Annotated in this window: 20 protein-coding genes; 17 read left to right on the top strand and 3 right to left on the bottom strand. The window is 36.7% G+C overall.

Going from position 1 to position 18544, the window contains the following annotated elements:
- Positions 1–186 precede the first annotated feature (186 nt).
- The 4 genes from ILS93_RS21010 (at position 187) to ILS93_RS20995 (ending at position 4089) form a co-directional block, all read left to right on the top strand.
- Positions 187–2187, top strand: coding sequence for a methyl-accepting chemotaxis protein (locus tag ILS93_RS21010; protein ID WP_222661353.1), 2001 nt, complete (start codon positions 187–189; stop codon positions 2185–2187).
- A gap of 77 nt (positions 2188–2264) precedes the next feature.
- Positions 2265–2567 (top strand): MTH1187 family thiamine-binding protein, encoded by a 303-nt coding sequence (locus ILS93_RS21005; protein WP_001018862.1) that lies wholly within the window; start codon positions 2265–2267, stop codon positions 2565–2567.
- A 48-nt stretch (positions 2568–2615) separates the two neighbouring features.
- A complete protein-coding gene (locus ILS93_RS21000; protein WP_001290592.1) occupies positions 2616–2861 on the top strand; it encodes a YusU family protein in 246 nt (81 codons plus the stop codon).
- Between the two features lie 310 nt (positions 2862–3171).
- A complete protein-coding gene (locus ILS93_RS20995; RefSeq protein ID WP_000436767.1) occupies positions 3172–4089 on the top strand; it encodes a proline dehydrogenase family protein in 918 nt (305 codons plus the stop codon).
- Positions 4090–4111: 22 nt separating this feature from the next.
- Here ILS93_RS20995 and ILS93_RS20990 read toward each other — a convergent pair whose 3' ends face one another.
- Both ILS93_RS20990 and ILS93_RS20985 read right to left on the bottom strand, forming a co-directional pair.
- Positions 4112–4951 carry a D-alanyl-D-alanine carboxypeptidase family protein gene (locus tag ILS93_RS20990; protein WP_064476265.1) on the bottom strand — a complete coding sequence of 280 codons (840 nt, stop codon included), beginning with the start codon at positions 4949–4951 and terminating at the stop codon, positions 4112–4114.
- A 97-nt stretch (positions 4952–5048) separates the two neighbouring features.
- Positions 5049–5195: a YuzL family protein gene (locus tag ILS93_RS20985; protein WP_001096344.1), complete on the bottom strand. Its 147-nt coding sequence runs from the start codon at positions 5193–5195 to the stop codon at positions 5049–5051.
- 237 nt (positions 5196–5432) lie between these two features.
- Between ILS93_RS20985 and ILS93_RS20980 the strand changes: the two genes are divergently transcribed.
- The 12 genes from ILS93_RS20980 (at position 5433) to ILS93_RS20925 (ending at position 17174) form a co-directional block, all read left to right on the top strand.
- Complete coding sequence (locus ILS93_RS20980; protein ID WP_064476266.1) at positions 5433–7814, top strand: 3-hydroxyacyl-CoA dehydrogenase/enoyl-CoA hydratase family protein; 2382 nt, start codon at positions 5433–5435, stop codon at positions 7812–7814.
- A 21-nt stretch (positions 7815–7835) separates the two neighbouring features.
- A complete protein-coding gene (locus tag ILS93_RS20975) occupies positions 7836–9008 on the top strand; it encodes an acetyl-CoA C-acetyltransferase (RefSeq protein WP_064476267.1) in 1173 nt (390 codons plus the stop codon).
- A 259-nt stretch (positions 9009–9267) separates the two neighbouring features.
- A complete protein-coding gene (locus tag ILS93_RS20970) occupies positions 9268–11052 on the top strand; it encodes an acyl-CoA dehydrogenase family protein (protein ID WP_000416287.1) in 1785 nt (594 codons plus the stop codon).
- Between the two features lie 148 nt (positions 11053–11200).
- Entirely contained in the window at positions 11201–11923 is a 723-nt protein-coding gene (locus ILS93_RS20965) for an MBL fold metallo-hydrolase (RefSeq protein WP_064476268.1), read from the top strand.
- Between the two features lie 3 nt (positions 11924–11926).
- On the top strand, positions 11927–12484 hold the full coding sequence (locus ILS93_RS20960) for a TetR/AcrR family transcriptional regulator (RefSeq protein WP_064476269.1): 558 nt from the start codon (positions 11927–11929) through the stop codon (positions 12482–12484).
- A gap of 175 nt (positions 12485–12659) precedes the next feature.
- A complete protein-coding gene (locus ILS93_RS20955) occupies positions 12660–12887 on the top strand; it encodes a helix-turn-helix transcriptional regulator (protein WP_064476270.1) in 228 nt (75 codons plus the stop codon).
- Positions 12884–13171 (top strand): DUF2178 domain-containing protein, encoded by a 288-nt coding sequence (locus ILS93_RS20950; RefSeq protein WP_064476271.1) that lies wholly within the window; start codon positions 12884–12886, stop codon positions 13169–13171. Before ILS93_RS20955 ends, ILS93_RS20950 begins: the two co-directional genes overlap by 4 nt.
- A gap of 416 nt (positions 13172–13587) precedes the next feature.
- The gene (locus tag ILS93_RS20945) at positions 13588–14301 is read left to right on the top strand and encodes a CPBP family intramembrane glutamic endopeptidase (protein WP_064476272.1); all 714 of its coding nucleotides are present in this window, start codon (positions 13588–13590) and stop codon (positions 14299–14301) included.
- Positions 14302–14447: 146 nt separating this feature from the next.
- Complete coding sequence (locus ILS93_RS20940) at positions 14448–14633, top strand: hypothetical protein (protein ID WP_001180550.1); 186 nt, start codon at positions 14448–14450, stop codon at positions 14631–14633.
- Positions 14634–14646: 13 nt separating this feature from the next.
- The gene (locus tag ILS93_RS20935; RefSeq protein WP_001002991.1) at positions 14647–14895 is read left to right on the top strand and encodes a spore coat protein; all 249 of its coding nucleotides are present in this window, start codon (positions 14647–14649) and stop codon (positions 14893–14895) included.
- Positions 14896–15187: 292 nt separating this feature from the next.
- A complete protein-coding gene (locus tag ILS93_RS20930) occupies positions 15188–16138 on the top strand; it encodes an L-lactate dehydrogenase (RefSeq protein WP_064476273.1) in 951 nt (316 codons plus the stop codon).
- 22 nt (positions 16139–16160) lie between these two features.
- Positions 16161–17174, top strand: coding sequence for a PTS sugar transporter subunit IIC (locus ILS93_RS20925; RefSeq protein ID WP_064476274.1), 1014 nt, complete (start codon positions 16161–16163; stop codon positions 17172–17174).
- Between the two features lie 43 nt (positions 17175–17217).
- Here ILS93_RS20925 and ILS93_RS20920 read toward each other — a convergent pair whose 3' ends face one another.
- Positions 17218–17865: a phosphatase PAP2 family protein gene (locus ILS93_RS20920; protein WP_098273301.1), complete on the bottom strand. Its 648-nt coding sequence runs from the start codon at positions 17863–17865 to the stop codon at positions 17218–17220.
- A gap of 143 nt (positions 17866–18008) precedes the next feature.
- Here ILS93_RS20920 and ILS93_RS20915 point away from each other — a divergent pair, with 143 nt between their 5' ends.
- Positions 18009–18536, top strand: coding sequence for a hypothetical protein (locus ILS93_RS20915; protein ID WP_098273302.1), 528 nt, complete (start codon positions 18009–18011; stop codon positions 18534–18536).
- Positions 18537–18544: the final 8 nt, after the last annotated feature.

Genomic DNA, 18544 nt, shown 5'->3' with positions numbered 1-18544 from the left:
TTCCCTCCGAACGAATGAGATTATATAGCTTAAGGATAATGAACTATTTGTTTTTGCACAAGTGGTAGTAGGTTGTCTACTCAAATTGAGATGAGAATTAATTTCAATTTTTTAATTTTATCCATTATACTTAATATAGTGATTAATATGATTACAATACAACGAGAAGGGGATGCTTGGGGGAAGATGTTAAGAAGTTTACGTTTAAAAATTGCGGTAGTATTTTCGGTGCTTATTTCTATGATGTTTGTAATATTAGGTACAGCAATGTATCAATTACAGAAAGAGAAGGAAGTGCGCTCCTTAGACCAGTATTCTCAAAATACGATGGATCTTGTGACAGAGCAACTTACGACATTTGTTCAAAGAACGGATGAAGATATGGGATATTATGCGAACAGTGAGATGGTTCGTAATATACTTCAAGACGGTGTTACTCCAGAAGAAGAAGCCTTTTTGACGAAAGAGTTTTCGGAGTACAAAAAGAATCATCCTGGCATTTTAGACTTATATATTGGTACGAAAGATAAAAAAACATTAAGTGCCAATCTTGCTGAAGGTGGACAAGTGCCAGAAGGATATGATCCAACGACAAGATCATGGTATAAAGACTCAGAAGCTGATGTGAAAAAGGTTCACTGGGGACAACCTATGTATGAAATTGCAACAGGTAAGCTAAGCGTGGGAGTTTCTAAAGCAATTACAGCTCAAGATGGATCTGTATTAGGTGTTGTTGCGATGGATGTATCACTTGGAACAATTCAGAAATTACTTCATAATATTCAATACAATAATGGCGGAGAAATGTTTATTATAAATGATAAAAGTATGGCTCTTGTTTACCCAGAGAAAATAGGGAAAGATGTTTCGAAAGAGCCACTTGTGAAGAGTTTAAATAAAGAGGTAACAAAATATGCTGTCACTACATTAAAAGGTGAAGATGTAGTTGTTTATAGCCAGTCATTTGATTTGATGAAATGGAAAATAGGAATTTTTTATCCGAAAGAAACGATTGATGGGCTATTAAATAGTACGAGAAATACAGTCATTATAATGGCTTGTATTAGCTTATTAGTTGGAATCGCAGCTTCATACTTGTTCTCAAGAAGATTAGCAAGACCATTGCAACTATTAACGAATCACGTTCAAAAAGTAGCAGAAGGTGATTTAACGTTGCAAATGAAAGTGACAAGTAAGGATGAAGTTGGAGAACTGACGAACCACTTTAATCATATGGTTGAGCAAATGAATGAAATGGTAAGTAAAATTAAAAATAGTGTATCAACAGTGCAACAATCAACGAATAATCTACATTATTTAACGAATGAAACTGTAGCAGCTAGTAGAGAAGTATCAGGTGCAATGGATGATGTGAGCGGAGGAGCGTCCACTCTTGCTAATAGTGTAGATGAAGTTTCAGAACAGCTCGAGAATATGGCGCAGTCAGTGGAACAAATGAATCACTCCGTTGGTGAAATAAAAGGTGTGGCTGGCAAAGCTGAAGAGGCATCTAAGCAAGGATTAAATACGATGCGTAATTTAGTTCGTACGAGGGGCCAATCATCATCGATTGTTGTTCATACAGAGGAAGCATCCGGAAAGTTAGAGCAAAGAGTTGGATCGATTCAAAATGTTGTAGAGCTTATAAAAGGTATTTCGGATCAAACGAATTTACTTGCTTTAAATGCTTCAATTGAGGCGGCACGTGCAGGGGAACAAGGTAAAGGCTTTGCTGTTGTGGCCGAAGAAGTTCGAAAGTTAGCGGAACAATCTAAAGAGGCGACAGGAGAAATCGCAACGATGATTGGCGATGTACAAGTAGAGGTAAGACGGGTTGTAGAAGTTGTAAGTAAATTAAAAGATATTGCAGATATACAAAATAAAGTTACGACAGAGGCAGAAACGGAATTCCGCACAATTATGTCAGTTGTAAATACGATTAGTACTTCAGTCGAACAAATTGTAGAAGAGGTACATAACATCGGTTATAAGCAAGGAGAAATTACAACGGTAATGCATACAATTGCTAGTACGAGTCAAGAAAGCGCAGCTGTTTCGGAAGAAGTAAATGCTGCAACTGAATCTCAAGTGAGTCATCTAGAAAAGGTAGCTCATACGATGGAAAGTTTGACGGAGCATATGAGAGACTTAGAAAGATTGGTTGAGCAGTTTAAAATAGAGGAATAACAAATTAGTAAAATGATGAGTATTTCGGTAAAATAGACAATGGATATATAAGAAGCAATTATAGGAGGAAGACTACTATGGCAATTGTTGACGTATCGATTATTCCAGTAGGAACGGGTAATCCAAGTGTTAGTGAATATGTAGCAGAAGTACAAAAGGTGCTAGAGAAAAATGCAGATCGCGTGAAGTATCAATTAACACCAATGAATACAGTAATTGAAGGAGATCTTCCTGTCATTCTAGAAGTAATTCAACAAATGCATGAAGTTCCATATACGAAAGGTGCACAGCGCGTTGCAACAACAATTCGTATCGATGATCGTCGTGATAAAGTAAGCACAATGGAGAAGAAATTAAACTCTGTTCGATCAAAATTATAAGAAAAAGCAGCGATTTTCGCTGCTTTTTTCATATAGGAGGTAAATAAAATGAGTGAAAAGTTTAACGAGCAATTTGACGGATTACTAGAGAAATACACGGAGTTATTACTGGGAGAGAGCAATGAAGAGAGAAAAGAACAGGTACAGAAGTGGGCCCTGTATTCTTATATTGCAAAGACGATGCCAGCTTTAGTGAAGCACTGGAATGAGACATATCCCGATGCAAAAGAAGAGATGGTACAGTTAATTACAGATATTAAAAAGCTGAATGAAGAGAAGAGAAATGAGCAATAAAAAACTTGAGGTAAATATAATCTCAAGTTTTCAGTATTAATATCCTTATATAATTTACATGGAATATAAAGGGTTTTATAAGCATGTCGAATATTTTCGACATGCTTATTTTGTGCCTAGTAAATTCGTTTTTTCTAAATGTCGAAAAATATTCCCTGCATATTTATAAGCGGAAATATAGGGTTTTAAATGTTTTTATAGTATTTTATAAATTATCTAAATAATTATTTGTATCCAATAATTTTAAACAGTGATATAATTTTGAAGAGGGGTAAAAAACAGATAAATCACAGTCATAGGGGTGAATTACATGGAACAATTAATGCGAAATTCGTTTCTTTTCTTGTCAAAAAATAAAGCGCTAACAAAACTGGCTAAAAAGTATGGTTTGCGCTTTGGTGCAGGTCGCTTCGTCGCAGGGGAGACGATTGAATTAGCGACAGCTGCAATTAAAGCATTAAATAAGCAAGGTCTTTGTGTAACAATCGATTATTTAGGTGAATTCGTTGATAACGAAGCGGAAGCAAATGAAATGGCTAGCGAATCGATTGAAGCGATTCGTGCAATTGGAAGAGAAGGTCTTAATTCGCAGCTTTCTTTAAAGATGACTTCTATGGGATTAGATATCTCTGATGAAATCGTAATGAACAATATGCGCCGTATTTTAGAAGCTGGAAAAGAAAATGGTGTGTTTATTACAATTGATATGGAAGACTATACGCGCTGCGGGAAAACAATTGAGATCTTTAAACAATTAAAATCTGAATACGATAATATTGGTACAGTTATTCAAGCTTACCTATATCGTACAGAAAAAGATATGGAAGAATTAAATGCTTATAGTCCTAATTTACGTCTTGTAAAAGGAGCTTATAAAGAGCCTGAAGAGGTAGCGTTCCCGGATAAGAAAGATGTAGATGATAACTATAAAAAAATTATTAAAATGCACTTATTAAATGGAAATTATACTGCAATTGCTTCACATGACGAAGCGATTATTGAATATACGAAAAAACTTGCCGAAGAACACAACATTCCAAGAGACCAATTTGAATTCCAGATGTTATATGGTATTCGTAATGAGCGTCAACTTGAGCTAGTAAAAGAAGGTTACAAAATGCGTGTTTACGTACCTTATGGAAACGACTGGTATGGCTACTTCATGCGTCGTCTAGCAGAGCGTCCAGCAAACGTTGCGTTCGTATTAAAAGGTATGGTTAAAAAATAACCAAGGAGAAAATACTCCTTGGTTATTTTAATTGCTGAAATGCGTAATGTGCCATTTTTTTCGTATCAGGATATAGTTGTGTGCGAGTAGAAGATAATACAACATTAATGACGCGTTTACCGTCTTTTTCATCCACTGTTACGACCGTATATTTTCCGAGTGCTGATAGACCGCTTTTACTTCCAATTGCATATGGATCGTCATATAGTTCTTCTCGTCCATAGTTTGCGATGTTTGGAGAGCGTTCTGAAGTATGTAGAGTTGTACGTGTTGAATTCATATATTCTAAAACAACTGGGTACTTTAATGCTTCTTTCGTAATCATAGCAATATCATATGGTGATACTTTATTTCCGAGTGCATCAGCACCACTTGCATTTTTGAAAGTCGCATGCTTTGTACCAAGTTCCTTCGCTCTTGCATTCATCATTTTTACAAATTCATTTTTTGATCCTGCGATATGTTCTGCGATAGATTCAGCGATTGGGTCTGCACTAATGATAAGCATAAGTTTTAATGCCTCATCACGCTTTAACTTTTCCCCAGCACGAAGTTTAATCTTCTTACTTTGACTTTCCGTTTTAATTGCGTTCTCTGTAACCGTAATTTCTTCATCTTCTTTTACATTCTCTAGTAAGAGTAAGGTAGTCATCATTTTCCCTATACTAGCCGGATAAGAGCGTTCGTCTTCCCGTTTTCCATACAAAATTTCACCTGTGTCTGCATCGATTGTAATGCCGTATTGCCCAGTAATGTTAGGTTGATCCGCTCTTACAGCTTGTTGCCTTTGTGCATAAGAGAAGAAAATCATCCCTGTAAATAGTGTAGCAATCATTACAATCATAACTATTGTTCGTTTCATCATCGTTCCCTCTTTTGTTTTCCATATGTACAAATAAATTGGGCAGAAAAAGCAGCCATTACCCATTATGCCACGTTTTCTGCCCAAAAATATACCGTTATTTTTCGCCCATATTATGCTTCTTATATTGTTGGTTATTACCTTGACGGCCCTTTTCCACACCGTGATTATGCGGACCTGCATTTCCCGTTACGCTTGCTGCGCTAATTCCAGCCTTTGAAGGGTTCTTCTTAAGTTTTGCCATATATATTCCTCCATTTTCGTCAGATTATAAAAAGGAAAAGTGTATTTGAGTGAAGAAAATACATATATATAGCATGGGCAAATAAAAGAAAAATATTTATTTCAGAAAATTTTATCAATAAATATATTGCGAAAATTCAAACTGTATCATATATTTATTAGTAGAGGCTCACTCATTGATTGCGACTTATGTCGAAAAATTGAATGAGCATTCATTCAAGAATAGGGGGAGAATTGGATGTTCCAAATTAAAAAGGCTGCTGTTCTAGGTTCAGGCGTAATGGGTTCAGGGATTGCGGCACACTTAGCTAATATTGGTATTCCGACATTATTGCTTGATATTGTACCACCTGCGCTAACAAAAGAAGAGGAAGCGAAGGGACTTACATTAGAACATAAAAGTGTGAGAAATCGTTTTAGTAATACGGCTGTGCAAAAACTACTAAAGCAAAAACCAGCTCCTCTGACAGTGAAAGGAAATCTAGCACTGATCGAAGCAGGTAACTTAGAAGATGATCTTGAGCGTCTAGCTGATGTTGATTGGATTATTGAAGTAGTAGTTGAAAACTTAGATATTAAAAAGAAACTATTTGAAAAAGTAGATGCTGTTCGTAAAACGGGTTCTATTGTAAGCTCGAATACGTCAGGCATTTCAGTAGAAAAAATGGCAGAAGGTCGTTCAGACGACTTCCAGAAGCACTTCTTAGGCACACACTTTTTTAACCCACCACGATATTTAAAACTTCTAGAGGTAATACCGACGAAAGAAACAGATCCACAAGTATTAAGCTTCATGAAACTATTTGGCGAAGACGTTCTTGGAAAAGGCGTTGTTATCGCAAAAGACACACCAAACTTTATTGGAAACCGCATCGGTACGTACGGTTTATTAGTAACTCTTCAAGAGATGATAAAACGCGGCTATAGCATTGGGGAAGTTGATTCTGTAACAGGCCCACTTATTGGTCGTCCGAAGAGTGCAACATTCCGTACATTAGATGTTGTCGGTTTAGATACATTCGTACACGTTGCAAATAACGTATATGAAAACGTACAAGAAGAAGAGCGTGATGTATTTAAAGTACCAGCTTTCATGCATGACATGCTTGATAAAAAATGGCTTGGAAGCAAAACAGGTCAAGGCTTCTTCTTAAAACAAGGAAAAGAAATTTTAGAATTGAACCCTGAAACGATGGAGTACGAAGCTCGCAAAAAATTAAAAGCTGCATCTATCGAGTTAAGTAAACAAGAAAAAGGTTTATCGAATAAATTGAAAGCGCTTGTATACGCGAAAGACCGTGCAGGAGAGTTGTTATGGAACATCATTACACCGACTCTTTTATACTCTGCAAAACTTCATAAAGAAATTGCTGACGATATCGTTGCAATTGACCAAGCGATGAAGTGGGGCTTCGGCTGGGAGCAAGGACCATTTGAAGTTTGGGATGCAATTGGCGTTGAAAAGTCCGTTCAAAAGATGGAAGAAAACGGTGCAGTTGTTCCGACTTGGGTGAAAGAAATGGTAGAGAAAGGTTTCACTACTTTCTACAAACATGATAACGGAGATAGCTACTATTACGATAATGGCGAATATAAGCTAATCGAACGTAATAAAAAGGCAATTTCTCTTAAACAATTAAAAGCGAAAAATGGCGTTTTAAAGAAAAATAGCGGAGCGAGCTTAATTGATTTAGGTGACGGCATCCTTTGCTTAGAATTCCATTCGAAGAGCAATGCAATTGGTATGGATATTACGCAAATGATTAACTACGCTGTTGATGAAGTAGAAAAGAATTATAAAGGTCTTGTTATCGGTAACCAATCGAAGAACTTCTGCGTTGGTGCGAACCTAGCAATGATCTTAATGGAAGCACAAGATGACAACTACTTTGAAATTGAGTGGGTTGTGAAAAACTTCCAAGATGCAATGACGAAAATTAAATACTCTTCTAAGCCGGTTGTAGCAGCACCATACGGTATGACGCTTGGCGGAGGTACAGAAGTTTGTTTACCAGCAGCTAGCATTCAAGCTTCTAGCGAAACGTATATGGGCTTAGTAGAAGTTGGTGTTGGCTTAATCCCTGGCGGAGGCGGTAATAAAGAGCTATACATTAAACACTTAAATAAAATGCCAAACGGTGTAGAGTTTGATCTGCAAAAAGTTGCGAATAAAGTATTCGAATCTGTAGCGATGGCGAAAGTTTCTACATCAGCACAAGAAGCTGTATCGAACAACTTCTTAGGCGATAAAGACGGTATTAGTGTGAATGGTGATCACTTACTATATGATGCGAAACAAAAAGCACTTTCTTTATATGAAGCAGGTTATAAAGCGCCGATTCGCAAAAAGATACCAGTTGTTGGTGAAACAGGATATGCAACACTTGTACTTGGTGCAGAAGCAATGCATTTATCAGGTTACATTTCTGAACATGATCTTCACATTGCGAAGAAACTTGCATATGTCATTGCGGGCGGAAAAGTGCCGTACGGAACAGAAGTTGATGAGCAGTATTTATTAGATGTAGAACGTGAAGCATTTATTAGCTTAGTAAGTGAGATGAAATCACAAGCAAGAATGCAGCACATGCTTGTAAAAGGAAAGCCATTACGTAACTAATAACGAGGGGAGATATCGTTCATGAGAGAAGCTGTCATTGTTGCGGGAGCAAGAACACCAATTGGAAAAGCAAAGAGGGGTTCATTAAAAACAGTTCGTCCTGACGATCTAGGGGCGTTAGTAGTAAAGGAAACGTTAAAGCGTGCGAATTATGAAGGACCAATCGACGATTTAATTTTCGGTTGTGCAATGCCAGAAGCAGAGCAAGGTTTAAATATGGCTCGTAATATCGGCGGACTAGCAGGACTTTCTTACGATGTTCCAGCTATTACAATTAACCGTTACTGTTCTTCAGGGTTACAAAGTATTGCTTACGGAGCGGAGCGTATTATGCTTGGTCACTCGGAAGCAGTATTATCAGGCGGAGCGGAATCAATGAGTTTAGTTCCGATGATGGGACACGTTGTTCGTCCAAATAGTCGCCTTGTTGAAGCAGCTCCAGAATATTATATGGGTATGGGACATACAGCAGAGCAAGTTGCTGTGAAATATGGAATTTCTCGTGAAGAACAAGATGCATTTGCAGTAAGAAGTCATCAACGTGCTGCGAATGCATTAGCTGCAGGGAACTTTGCTGATGAAACAGTATCTGTAGATGTAACGTTACGTACTGTTGGATCAAACAATAAACTGCAAGAAGAAACAATCATTTTCGCACAAGACGAAGGTGTAAGAGCAGAAACGTCGCTAGACATTTTAGGTAAATTACGTCCAGCATTTAACGTTCGCGGTTCTGTAACAGCTGGTAACTCTTCACAAATGAGTGACGGTGCAGCATCTGTACTATTAATGGATCGTGAAAAAGCAGTGAGTGATGGCATGAAACCACTTGCGAAATTCCGTTCATTTGCAGTAGCTGGCGTACCACCAGAAGTAATGGGAATCGGCCCAATTGCTGCAATTCCAAAAGCGTTAAAATTAGCTGGTTTAGAGCTATCTGATATTGGCTTATTCGAACTAAATGAAGCATTCGCTTCTCAATCGATCCAAGTTATTCGTGAGCTTGGTTTAGATGAAGAAAAAGTAAACGTAAACGGCGGTGCAATCGCACTTGGACATCCACTTGGCTGTACAGGAGCAAAACTAACACTATCTCTTATTCACGAAATGAAACGCCGCAACCAACAATTCGGTATCGTAACAATGTGTATCGGTGGCGGAATGGGAGCAGCGGGAGTGTTTGAATTACTATAAAAAGTGGAAGCGGCTCGTTCAGAATGTGAGGAGGATGGAGCTTCAGACGTAGAGGCGTTCTTTGCCTCGCAGGAAGAAGCGAAGCCACCGAACATTCTAGCCGCTGGAACTAGATTATAAAAAGTGGAAGTGGCTCGTTCAGAACGAGACGCCCATGCAAAGAATGGAAGCAACAAAGGTTTATAAAAAATAAAATTGAGAGCCAGCTTCTTTCAAAAAGAAAGGAGCGGCTTATGAAAATATGAAGGAGGAAATTTTCATGGAAAAAACAGTAGGAAATGCGGTTAAAGGCGGTAGCTTTTTAGTTGATGAGATTACGATTGATCAAGTGTTTACGCCAGAGGATTTTTCATCTGAGCATAAAATGATTGCAAAAACGACAGAGGACTTTATCGTAAATGAAGTTCTTCCAGAGCTTGAATATTTAGAGCAACACGAGTTTGATCGTTCTGTTCGCCTTTTAAAAGAAGCTGGGGAACTTGGTTTATTAGGCGCTGACGTACCAGAAGAGTACGGCGGAATTGGCCTTGATAAAGTAAGCTCAGCGTTAATCGCAGAGAAATTCTCTCGCGCTGGTGGTTTTGCAATTACTCACGGTGCTCACGTAGGTATCGGATCTTTACCAATCGTTTTATTTGGTAACGAAGAGCAAAAGAAAAAGTATTTACCATTACTTGCAACTGGTGAAAAATTAGCAGCATACGCATTAACAGAGCCAGGTTCAGGGTCTGATGCATTAGGTGCGAAAACAACTGCACGTTTAAATGCAGAAGGTACACATTACGTATTAAATGGTGAAAAACAATGGATTACAAACTCTGCATTCGCTGACGTATTTATCGTATACGCAAAAATTGATGGAGAGCACTTCTCTGCATTTATCGTAGAGAAAGAATATGCTGGCGTATCTACAAGCCCAGAAGAAAAGAAAATGGGTATTAAATGTTCTTCAACTCGTACGTTAATTTTAGAAGATGCATTAGTACCGAAAGAAAACTTACTTGGTGAAATCGGTAAAGGTCATATTATCGCGTTCAACATTTTAAATATCGGCCGTTATAAATTAGGTGTTGGTACAGTTGGATCTGCGAAACGTGCAGTAGAAATTTCAGCACAATATGCAAACCAACGTCAACAGTTCAAACAACCAATCGCTCGCTTCCCATTAATTCAAGAGAAACTTGCGAACATGGCAGCGAAAACATATGCAGCTGAAAGCTCTGTATACCGTACAGTAGGTTTATTCGAAAGCCGCATGAGCACATTATCTGAAGAGGAAGTAAAGGACGGTAAAGCAGTAGCAGCTTCTATCGCTGAATATGCAATCGAGTGCTCTTTAAATAAAGTATTCGGTTCTGAAGTACTAGATTATACAGTAGATGAAGGTGTTCAAATTCACGGTGGTTACGGATTTATGGCAGAGTACGAGATTGAAAGAATGTACCGCGATTCTCGTATTAACCGTATTTTCGAAGGAACGAACGAAATTAACCGCCTAATCGTACCAGGTACGTTCTTACGTAAAGCGATGAAAGGTGAATTACCACTTCTTCAAAAAGCACAAAAATTACAAGAAGAGTTAATGATGATGATGCCAGAAGAAGTAGGCGATGAGCCATTAGCACTTCAAAAATATTTAGTAACTAACGCGAAGAAAATCGGCTTAATGGTAGCTGGATTAGCTGCTCAAAAATACGGTAAAGCATTAGATAAAGAGCAAGAAATTCTTGTGAATATCGCTGATATCGTAAGCAACCTTTACGCAATGGAGTCAGCTGTTCTTCGTACAGAAAAAGCAATTAAAACAACTGGTCTTGAAAAGAATAAACAAAAAGTGTTATACACTGAAGTATTCTGTCAAGAAGCATTCAACGAAATCGAAGCAGATGCGAAAGAAACACTTATCGCAGTTGAAAACGGCGACATGCTGCGCATGATGTTATCATCATTACGTAAATTAACTCGCCACACACCACTTAACGTAATTCCGAAGAAGCGTGAAATTGCTGCGAAAATTTTAGAAGATGAGCGTTACACAGTTTAATAGGTGTAAAGAACAGTAGTCGTATAAACGGCTACTGTTCTTTTTTTTTTTTTTTTTTCAAAAATGAAAATTTTAGTGTCATAAAACTAATACCATTAGTATAATAAAACTAATGGTATTAGTTTTATTCAGAAAGGGAGCTGGAAATATGAGAGTGATACATGAAAAAACGGTATACCAATTGTCATTTTTGCCAAGAGTGTTTCCTGTGAATTGTTACTTTGTCGAGGAAGAAGATGGTTTAACTTTAATTGATGCGGCTTTGCCATATAGCGCGAAAGGAATTTTACAGGTGGCTGAGAAAATAGGGAAGCCAATTACTAAGATTGTATTAACACATGCGCATGATGATCATATTGGTGCATTAGACGCATTAAAGGAAGTGCTTCCTAATGTTCCAGTCTATATTTCTAAGCGGGACGCAAAGCTTTTAGAAGGAGATACGAAGTTACAAAAGGATGAACCGAATATGCCGATAAAAGGCGGTGTACCTAAAAAGATAAAAACGGTACCTGATGTTTTATTGGAAGATGGCGACCGAGTTGGATCGCTTCTTGCGATTATGACACCGGGACATACGCCAGGATCCATGTCGTTCCTTGATGTAAGAAATAAAGCTCTTATTGTCGGGGATGCCTTCCAAACAAGAGGAGGTATGGCTGTTTCGGGACAAATGAAATTTTGGTTTCCGTTTCCTGCGATGGCAACGTGGAGCAAAGAAATATCACTACAAAGTGCAGAGAAGTTAAGCGAATATGAGCCTTCCTTGCTTGCGGCAGGACATGGGAAAATGATAAAGGATCCAGGCACTGTCATAAAACTTGCTATTAAGGAAGCTAAGCGGAATATAGAAAGTAGGAAAGAAGGTTAATTTATGTCACCGAGAATCGGACTTACATTGCAAAAAATTGTAGAAACAGCAGCAGAAATTGCAGATATAAATGGAATACAAGAAGTAACGTTAGCCTCATTAGCGCAAACATTAGGGGTACGTTCACCCTCGCTATATAATCATGTGAAAGGTTTACAAGATGTACGGAAAAATCTCGGTATGTACGGAATAAAACAGCTGCATAACAGACTGGAAGAATCGGCTGAGGGTAAACGTATGGATGAAGCAATTCATGCTTTAGGAGAAGCGTATGTAGCATTCGTCCGCAAACACCCTGGACTGTATGAAGCAACCTTTTTACGAGATGAAGAAGTAAGAAAAGCAGGTGACGGAATTGTAAAGCTTTGTCTTCAGGTTTTACAGCAGTACGGCTTAGAAGGAGAGAATGCACTTCATGCGACACGTGGATTCAGAAGTATTTGCCATGGATTTGCGTCGATTGAACAGCAGGGTGGATTTGGTTTGCCGCTAGATTTAGATACAAGTTTACATGTATTATTGGAAACATTTATTAAAGGATTACATGTAATGAGAGGTTGAATAGGAAGCGAGACAACCCGAAACCTTAGAAGCGATTCTAAGGTTTTTTAGTATATATGATTTCAAAAGAACGGTAGATGGATAAAAGTTTCATTTGGTGTTAAAAATAGTTTACATGATGTTAAAAATAAATTACAACTAAAAAATAGAAAATAATGTAAAAAGAGGAGGGGTTATGAAACAGAGTGGAAATTTACAAAATAATCTCGTTGTACTTAGAGCAGAAAAGCGCTGGTCACAAACAGATTTAGCGAACAAAGCTGGGGTAAGTAGACAAACGATCGCCTCAATTGAAGCGAATCGTTACAATCCATCTTTAATTTTAGCTTTTGAAATTGCACATATTTTCGGTAAGGAGTTTCATGAAGTTTTTCAATATAAGATAGAGGGGGAAACGGAATGAGTGTTGTAATAGGGATCATAATCTCAGTAGCAGGAATAATAGGTGTTTTATATTCAACACGTTTTCAGAAGAATGAAGGGGAAGATGAAAGAGGCGAGCATATTACAGGGAATGCAGCTAAAATTTCATTATTTGTATTTTTATTTCTATATTTAGTTATCTTTTTAATCGGGAATCTATATTCATTGACAGGCGAAGAGTATAAGTTAGCAAATGCATTTTTATTAGCTGGAGTACTTTGTTCGTATGCTTTAACTATTGTAGTTTTGAAAAGAAGATATTAGATGGAAAAGAGTCTCTAATGGTTTAGAGGCTTTTTCTTATTAAATGATATTATTTTGCAGGTTTGAAAAATGTATATATCGCTAAGAAAAAGCAAACGAAACTGAATGCGATAGGATCTTGATAGGGACTAGGTTCAGAGCCTTTCTGAATTTCTGTAAGGAATTCATGGGTTTTCATAGTCATTGCTCCTTTAACTAATAAGTTTTATATGATGCGAGGGGTATGGTGGATAGAAAGTTTTTTGAAACTTCATATAATAATTATTGTATAGCAATCTGATTCCTAAAACTATAGAATACAAAGTTTTCATAATATGTAAAATTGCATATTATTCTTTTGAAAGATTCGCTATATTATCTTTATATTTACATTAAAGGATTTTGTTGAGGGAAATGAAAACAAATGGAGGAATATTATGAGTAAAACAGTGTTAGAAGCGTATAGTGCGGAAAGAAAAATAGAGAATATAACATATAAAAATCTATTTGTAATGATAGCAACCATTTTAGGATTCTTACTTCTGGGAGGATTATTCCTTGGTTTGGCTTTGGGGATTTATGGTGAGGAAGCGTTGCGTGATAATTTAGAGGGGTACTATTTCCTTTTAATAGATGCAGCTGTTGTTGCTATCGTTTTACTAGCTTATAAACCAGTTCTTCATTTTATTAAATCTATTTGGGATGTATCCGTTTTGAAGAATGGGAAGACATATTTATATCTATTAATTGGTTTTATAGTCATTGCGTTATCACAATATTTAATGTTACATGTGTTTAGTTTTGAAAGTGCAGAAGAACAGAAGGAACAATTAGGGAGCTTAGGGATTCAAAATAGCATACAAAGTATTATATATGTGTTAAGTGTTGCTATAATTACACCGATTAAAGAAGAAATTCTATTTCGAGGTATTTTATATCGATTTTTAGAAAAGAAATATAATTTTTTAGTTGGTATCATTATTTCTTCCTTCATTTTTGGAATTCTTCATGGAGGTCTTCTGATTACGGCAACGATTATGGGAATGGTATTTGCAATGTTATACAAAAAGACGCAATCTATTATACCTAGTATTGTTTTACACATTGTATGGAACTTACTTGTGAGTATAAGTATGATTGTGTCTCTATAAAAATAAATACATAACCAGTATAAAAGATGAATGGCTTAGCTATTCATCTTTTATTTTGTATGCACGTGAAAAAGTTAATTCATGTATACAATCAAAAAAGAGCTAAATACTAACAGTGAACGAATAAAGAAAGGTAGGAGTATTCTATGCAAAATTTAACAGAGCTTGAAGTAGAAAACTTACGCCATTTAATTGGTGGACATGCAACAATTATTAATAAGTTAGACCAGTATGCACAGGCTTGTACAGATCCACAACTGAAACAAATGTTACAAAAGGATGCGCAAGATGCACGAAATACGAAACAGCAATTAATGACTTTCCTAGGATAGGAGGAAACGACAGATGAATGAAAAAGATATGGTAAACGATTATTTAGCAGGATTAAATGCAAGTTTAACAAGTTATGCAAATTATATTTCTCAGTCTGATAATGAACAGTTACATCAAACGTTAATCCAAATTCGTAATCAAGATGAGATGCGTCAACGTAATATGTATGAGTACGCAAAGCAAAAGAGTTATTATAAGCCAGCTGCACCTGCTAACCCAATGATTGTACAGCAATTAAAAGGCCAATTAAGTGCAGAATAATGGGATGAAAAAACGGGCGAATGAAGTCGCTCGTTTTTTTGTTTTGTCCCGTAAAAGTACAATTGGTGAAGGGTGATTAAGGTTTCACTTTATATATGTCAATAAATATATAATAAATATTTTTCCAGTTGTAACAAATATGACGAAAATGGAATATAACAATTCACAAAAAAGACAAAAAGTTTGCTCAATGATTCACAAAGTATCCATGGTTTATATCGTGGGAATCTATATAATGAGGAGTGTAAAGAACAAAAGAAATAGATTATATGATCAATTAGGAGAGATTGCTATGAAAAGAAATACAAGAAAAATTGCAATTATCGGTACTGGATTAGTTGGATCAAGTTGTGCATATTCCATTGTAAATCAAGGCATTTGCGAAGAACTATTATTAATTGATATAAATCATGAACGTGCAGTTGGGGAAGCGATGGATTTATCACACTGCATTAATTTTACAAATACAAGAACAAAAGTATATGCAGGAAGCTATGAAGACTGCAAAGATATGGACATCGTTATTATTACAGCAGGACCAGCACCAAAACCTGGACAAAGTCGCTTAGATACTTTAGGAGCGAGTGCGAAGATTATGGAAAGTATTGTTGGAGGCGTAATGGAAAGTGGATTTGATGGTATTTTCTTACTTGCATCGAACCCAGTTGATATTATTACATATCAAGTGTGGAAATTATCTGGATTACCTAGAAATCGTGTGATCGGTACTGGTACATCATTAGATTCTTCTCGCTTAAGAACAATTTTATCTGAAATGTTACATGTAGATCCTCGTAGTATTCATGGGTATTCTCTAGGAGAACATGGTGATTCTCAAATGGTTGCTTGGTCTCACGTAGCGGTTGGTGGAAAGCCGATTCTACAAATTTTAGAAGAGAAAAAAGACCAATTTGGTGAAATAGATTTAGATGAAATTGTTGAGAAGACTGCAAAAGCTGGATGGGAAATTTATAAACGAAAAGGTACTACTTATTACGGAATCGGAAATTCTCTAGCGTATATTGCGAGCTCAATCTTTAATGATGATCACCGTGTAATTGCTGTATCAGCCATTTTAGATGGTGAGTATGGTGAATATGATATTTGTACAGGAGTGCCAGCTATTATTACTAGAGATGGTATGAAAGAAATTGTAGAACTAAATTTAACAGAGGATGAAGAATCTCGATTCGCAAAATCAAACGATATTTTACGTGATTATATGAAAACAATTGGTTACTAACTTATAGGAGAAGGTGAAACAAATGAAGGAATATATAATGTCTCGTGTATTTAAAGCATCAGCTGGAATCGCACAAGGTATTTTCGTATCCCTTGGAATTGGTTTACTAATCGAAAATATAGGAAGAATTGTTGATATTCCAATGCTTATTACAATCGGGGTTGTTGCAAAATCACTTATGGCACCAGCCATTGGTGCCGGAATTGCCTTTATGCTCGGTGCAAATGGTCTTGTAATTTTCTCGGCTATGGTAGCTGGAGCGATTGGTGCCGGATCCATTTCCATTACTGAAGCGGGTCTAATCATTAAAACAGGTGAACCAATCGGTGCATTATTAACAGCAACTTTAGCTGTATATATTGGTAAACGTTTAAGCGGAAAAACTGCGTTAGATATGATGCTCGTTCCATTTGCAGCAATATTAGGTTCTGGTTTAGTCGGTATATGGTTATCTCATAATATTACTCCTGTGTTAAATACAGTTGGAGCATTCATTAAAGATAGTTCAGCTGGTAGCCCGTTCATCGCTTCTATTGTTATTGCAGTCGTTTGGGGACTATTACTTATCTCTCCAGCTTCATCAGCTGCGTTAGCGATCGCACTTAGCTTAGACGGTGTTGCAGGTGGTGCTGCTCTTGCAGGCTGCGTTGCTCAGTTTATCGGATTCTCTGTAATCTCAGCGAAAGAAAATAATTTAGGCGGTATATTAGCTCAAGCGCTTTGTACTCCGAAAGTACAGTTGCCAAATATCACTAAAAATCCAATGATTCTCGTCCCAACTGTCGTCGCCAGTGCTATAGTTGGTCCAGTATCTGCATTAATTTTCCAACTGGAAGCAGGAAAAGAAATTGCAGGTCTTGGATTAAGTTCTCTTATCGCACCAATTAATTTAATTTCTAGCGAAGGATGGGAAGTTGTCCCAGCGATGGTAATCACTTATATCATCATTCCAGTAGCTGTTTCTTATATACTTTACATTGCTCTTAAAAAAGCAGGTCGTATTCATTCTGGTGATATGACTGTACCGCAATCTTAAATTTTATATAGAGAAAAGCAGACTGGAAGCCACAGTCTGCTTTTTACATTTTGTGATTTTGTTTTACTGGAACACGTACAGTTTCTTTTGCTAATAAAAGCTGAACGCCGAAGTAAAGTATGCTTGCAAGCGTCATTCCAGAAATGGCGTCTACAAATGCGTGTTGCTTCGTAAATAGCGTTGATAAAATAATAAGCGTACCGAAGAAGGTAAGAATATAATATTCAAAAGCATGTTGTTCTCTACGTTTAAAGGCAGCTAGCATAATCACAAAGGTAGTAAGAACGTGAATGCTAGGGAAACAGTTTACCGGTTGATCGATACTATAAATATACCGGACTAGTTCGGAAAATACGTCTGATCCAATGACTGTTGGACGTGGTACAGTTGTTTGCCAAAAATAATAAATAGAAAAACAAGCAAGTTTTCCAAAAATTATACTACTTAAAGTGACATAATATTGTTTTCGATCTGCAAAGCAATAATAAATAAGTGCGCCGTATAAGTAAGGAAACCAAAGTAAATAAGGAATAATAAATGCTTTCACAAATGGAATCCAATCATCTACTACAGTTGTGACATCTACTGCGTGTACAGTAGATTTATTTAATACATCGTAAAGGGGACTTACGAGTACGAGTAGAAGTATATAACTTAACGGAAGAAAAGATGAAAGTTTAAATTTCTTCATGATAATCTCCTATGTGTAGTAATGTAAGTAAATTCAATTGATTATAATATAGAAACGTCATTTGAGCTATCGATTTTACTTACATTTTCTTGAATTAACCTTACGTTTTCGTCACTTGACTTAAAAGAAGGGGAGGGTGCTAAATGAAGCGTTTATCGTATTTCTTATTTTTTATATTGATATGCCTAGTGAGTGCTGGGTGTGCAAAGGATAAAGAAGGAGAGAAATTAGAATATAACGGGAGAGCACTCGTAATTGGAGTTATTGGAGAAAAGCCGAAAGATACGTTTAGGAATATAAAGTTTGAGGAAATGAAGTTAGAGGAACTGGAAAAGAAATCTAAGGAAGTGGATGGTTTCTTAATAATGAAAGATTACTTTCAAGAAGCCTCAACAGAGCAGTATAAAAATGTATTTTCATCGCTAAAGAAACCAGTATTTTTTATCGGTTTGCAAGATAAATCATATTCAACGTTTATTACAAAAGGGATAGAGTATAACAGTGCACGAAAAGATGTAAATGCTATGTATACGCAAGGTTTTGCAAATATCGGAAGTGGTGAAGGGCAACAATGGGCAGTTGGTTTATCAAATGGTGGAAATACAGAAGAAAGTATTCATAATATGTATATCGTAGTATTTCAAACAATTGCAGATTATTTAAGTCGATGATGAAGGAG

The organism is Bacillus sp. 16GRE42 (assembly GCF_019837435.1).
GTDB classification, from domain to species: domain Bacteria; phylum Bacillota; class Bacilli; order Bacillales; family Bacillaceae_G; genus Bacillus_A; species Bacillus_A wiedmannii.
Note: the sequence above shows the minus strand (reverse complement) of the source record. Positions and strands in the feature narration are given on the sequence as shown.